We start from the raw sequence: 4,516 nt of genomic DNA on the forward strand, positions 1-4,516 counted from the left end.
AATGCTGCCTAATGAATAACTGTATCTAAATTTTGGGGGTCACTTCAAAATAGCGACTTCAATAGGAATATGTTCTTGTCCCTCGACAAACATACACAATTGCTTGTGTTAGGTGTCTATCTGGAAACTGCCATTACCACCTGTGTGCGGTGCCCGTATACCTATTATCTCTTAAATATTTATCTGTTTTTTGAGCTGTGGCTCCTCCATTCTTTTGATTAAAGCGACATGTAGAAATTCTAAATACAATAATTTAGTATTAACTTTAAGCAGGTTTTTCTTCTCCTGATGCTGCAACATACTGTGATCCTAGTTCCTCTGTATATATTAAAGCATTCACACTTGCATAAAGATCTTTCAGGTGGTGTTCAGTTAAGTCAAGTATTGGTTCAAACATAAATGAGTTTAAGTGTATATTCTCAGGAGTCATTAAGTTTACCTTTTCTAGTATTTTTATTTGCTCTATCTCACTTGGAAAATCAGTTTTAAATTTTCCAAACAATTTACCTGTCTGGTTACTTCTAATTTCTGAAACAAAGGTAGGATTACTGATTCTTTGAATCATGTAGCGTTCTGCATTAATTCTTGTTGCAATGGATAAAACCACTTTATTCTCCAGATTTAAACCTACCTCACCTTGTTCAGCATAGATCTCCTCAGCAACCTCAAAAATTAAATCAAAGACAAGTTTATCAGAATCATCTATTTCTAATGCGCTCATATCTTTAAAAATTTCTTTATAAGAATTTTCGATATCTCTTAATCGAAGCTGTAGAGAATTATTTTTCCAATGCAACATTGAGGTTAGAACATTGAAATTATTGTCATCTCCTATATGTTCTGCTATGTTTCTTGCGAAAGAGATCGACGCTATTAACTTAGCTTTGTTGGTATTTAAATACCTCTTCCAGTCAGCAAATGGATTGCTAATATATTTATATCCTGGATTTATTAGATCAATTGAATCAACCTTTTTGACAGCCATACAAGAGTGAGTAAACTTATTAGTGTTTATTCTATCCTGTACTGTTCTGTAAAAATCAAAGTTATGAGTTAATATAATGATATTGAAATTATCAGAATCAGATAATTCTTTCAGATATTCTATAATTGCATATTTGTTCTTATAATTGAGTGTTTTGCATAATTCCGTTTCAGAGAAGAAGCGATAGCATATTCACTGTCGTTAAGGGGTAATTTTCGAAAATGGTATTATATGGATGAAGAAAAGGGCAGACTTGCAGAATTTTAGAACAGCTCGTTTTTTAAGCGGCAGCCCGTTTTGAATGATGAGAAACGGCGAGCGCAGATGCAAGCAGAACAATGGCATTCAAATACTGGTGAGTTGTGACTTTCTGAATGCCCCGGACATGTGCGGCGTCTGCCGTCAAATAGGTTTTCAATCGGGAGTTGCAGCGTTCTACGCTGGTTCGTTCATTGTAAAGTTCCTTCCAACGCTTTGTATCCCGATGAGGGATGCTGTATCGCCGGAGATCATCCTTCGCATTTACTTTGACGACCATTCCATAGTTTGAAGACGAGCAGGCAGCCATGCCAAGCGGACAGTCGACTTTACCCGTGGCATGCGGGCAGCGAAATTTATGCATATCGCCGTCAACTCCCCAGTATGTCATCGCATAACCCATGGAACAGCACGGTGTTCCGTTCGAGGTCATGCCAGCAGGCGGTTCCTTCTCCCCCCGAAGATTAAGGGGAATGATGGCTTGTGCCTTGACGTTGCGGGCGGCCTCATAAACTTTCATTTGGTCGTAGCCCGCATCGAGTATGAAAAATCGTGTGCTCGTCCTGGACGCTGTTTTCTCGATCAGGCCCGGCGCCATTTCTCCATCATTGACATGCGCCGGCGTTACTTCCAAGGCGATCGGCAATTCACTTTTCGTATCGACCGCCAGATGAATTTTGTAACCAAACCATGTGATTTTATTGCCGAAGGAATCAATTTTTGCGCCCCAGTTCGCATTACCCGTTTGCTCGCTTTTGCGTTTGGGCTGCTTTTTCTCGTAAGCGCGGAGAGCGGCGCTGTCTATGGCGACGTTACTGCCTTCTATGATACCTTCCTGCTGACAGCGTGTGACCAAATCCTCAAAAAGCCGTTTTGCCAAGTCCTTTCTCGTCAGTTCTGAGAAAACTCGGCTTAATGTGGATATGGAAGGAGCTTCTCGATCCAGCGGAAGACCACACTGATAACGAAACCGGAGATCCGTATCCAAACGCTTATGCAACCCTGAAAAGGTACTTATTCCTTCAAGCGGCGCAGCCAAGAGTGCTCGTAGAATACCTTGTCTGCAGTATCCCTCAGCGCCTCGGGGTGAACGGCTTCTCAGTTCCTTGGCATACGGTCTCAGATCGAGAGAACTGAAGAAGATCGGCAATCTCTCCTTGGGTTGAATTTTTAAAAGTTCTTCGAAGGAAAACAGACATTCTTGGAGAATATACAAAGTGACTTCCTCCATCCTTGAGGTTTTTGGGTTTAGTCACTTGAAAACTTCTCCAAGTTGGGGTGAAGTCCCTTTTTTATGTCCGAAAATCCTTACGGCTCAAGGCCTCAGATTACTGCAAAACGCTCATTTAAGAATGTCATGCTGTTTTTCTCGGAAGGGAAAGCATATATTTGGACTGTGATATTCACAGGCTTATTTATCAGTATCGTGTTGGTGAACAACGGAGTTAATAATAGAGGAACCAATAAAACAGCTCTTACGGGGTTATTCTTACTAGCGATTGGTATTATCGGGACTCTCTCGTGGTCAAGCCATGCATCCTCCAATTTTGGAATCATAGGTTTTTGGACACAATTTTTACATTTGCTTTCTGTGAGCGTTTGGGCAGGAATTCTGGTTGTTGCTGGCATGTTTATACCCAGTAAAACAGATGAGTGGAAGGTGTTTTTAAGATGGTATCATCCGCTCGCAATTATCGCTATGGTTATCATCCTTGTATCCGGATTACTTTTAAATATGAGAACAGATCCTGATTATGTGAACTCTTGGATCACTTCATATGGCCAATCCTTATTGTTAAAACATCTATTCGTGATTCCACTTTTGGTCATTGCTTTCTTCAATGGTTTCTTAGTAAAAAGGAAGCTAAACCATACGGATTTCAATCCTAAAAAGTGGGTGTTGGTTGAGGGAATCATTATTCTACTGATCTATACCGTTACAGGCTATATGAATCAGCAGCCAGCCCCTCATGATTTAAATCCTCAATTGATGGAATCATCAGCATCCAAGTTATATATGTGGTTGATTCAAGGAAAAGGAGTGCGGGTTCCTGTTGAAATGACATGGAGTCCGATATCTGTGTTCCTCTTTATAGTGGCACTTTGTAGTATCGTTTCAATGTACCTGTTGTTTAAGAAAAATAAGAATGCTTACGCTGCTCTGATATGTGCCTTCATATTTACGTTTGTTTCATTTGTAGGGTTTATGACCTTAATATCCTGAGCTAAGACTTTAAATGAAATTACTTATCAAAAAGGAGCTGTCCCATAAGTAGTTTAAAGTCTATAAGGGATAGTACCTCTCATCGAAAAAGATGAAGAACGGTCGTTCAGGAGCTTATTCCTGAACGACCGTTTTCGCTTTTTGGCTTATGGTCGCTTGCTTGAGCAGATTATGGGCAAGCGAATGCCTTCCGACCTCTAGGCTCACTTTTGGCAAGCTTCGAAGCAGGAAACGCCGGAATCCCCGGTTGTTCTTTATTTGCCCAAATACACTCTCCACCTCCGTCATGCGCCGGACGGATAATTCGCGACCTTCTTCGCTCCGGAGTTTCTCTCTAGCTCTTTCTTTGTAGCGAAGATAGGTCATACTCACCTGTATTTCTCGATTTCCTTTCGCTTTGCTACAGCGATCTTTGAGCGGACATTCTGCACAGTCCGCGCTGCGGTAATGCCGTATTCGTATTTCATAGCCGCTTTCGTTCTTTTGCTTACTCTCACGTTGGAAGTGCAGCGTTCGACCGCTCGGACACAGCCAGGCACCCGTTTCTTCCTGATAAGTCCAGTTGTCGAGTTTGCCTTCGAATTTTCTTTGTGAAAAGTATTGTACTTCACCAGTGCCTCGCGCTCTTCTTTCTCTAGGTAAGCATAGTTTTCTTCACCGCCGTAACCGGCGTCCGCAATTATGGTCTTCGGTAGTTCGCCAAGGTTAGCTTTTACTTTCTCCAAATGCGGGATGAGGCAGCGCGTGTCTGTTGGCCGCTGATGCAGTGAATAGCCGATAATGAACTGGTTTTCCGTACCCACCTGTACATTGTAACCGGGCTTGAGTTGGCCATTGCGCATATGGTCTTCTTTCATCCTCATAAAAGTTGCGTCTGGGTCAGTCTTGCTGAAGCTGTTTCGATTGCCTAGCAGCTCTCGTTGCATTTCGTACTTCTGCTGCCGGGGAAGCAGGTCTTTGCGTAGTAAGCGGACAGCTTTCTTGATGGGCTTATTCTTCGGCTCTTCTTTCAGTTTTTGTTCGAGCCGGTCCATGGCCTTCTCCAGCTT

3 protein-coding genes and 1 pseudogene are annotated in these 4,516 nt (G+C 42.2%); 1 reads left to right on the forward strand and 3 read right to left on the reverse strand.

Translation table 11 applies throughout. The annotated features are described in order from the left end of the window. Nucleotides 1-265: 265 nt before the first annotated feature. Nucleotides 266-985, reverse strand: a complete 720-nt coding sequence (locus tag C3B52_RS35095; protein ID WP_103110956.1) for a hypothetical protein — start codon at nucleotides 983-985, stop codon at nucleotides 266-268. A 280-nt stretch (nucleotides 986-1,265) separates the two neighbouring features. After that, nucleotides 1,266-2,459 (reverse strand): transposase, encoded by a 1,194-nt coding sequence (locus C3B52_RS35100; protein ID WP_016311143.1) that lies wholly within the window; start codon nucleotides 2,457-2,459, stop codon nucleotides 1,266-1,268. 78 nt (nucleotides 2,460-2,537) lie between these two features. Here C3B52_RS35100 and C3B52_RS35105 point away from each other — a divergent pair, with 78 nt between their 5' ends. Beyond that, the gene (locus C3B52_RS35105) at nucleotides 2,538-3,467 is read left to right on the forward strand and encodes a copper resistance D family protein (protein ID WP_103110957.1); all 930 of its coding nucleotides are present in this window, start codon (nucleotides 2,538-2,540) and stop codon (nucleotides 3,465-3,467) included. Between the two features lie 114 nt (nucleotides 3,468-3,581). Here the strand turns inward: C3B52_RS35105 and C3B52_RS38460 are convergent. Continuing rightward, nucleotides 3,582-4,516 (reverse strand): annotated as a pseudogene (locus tag C3B52_RS38460) (transposase); the annotation flags it as partial.

Origin of the sequence: Brevibacillus reuszeri (genome assembly GCF_002897295.1) — a bacterium.
Lineage (GTDB): Bacteria > Bacillota > Bacilli > Brevibacillales > Brevibacillaceae > Brevibacillus > Brevibacillus reuszeri_A.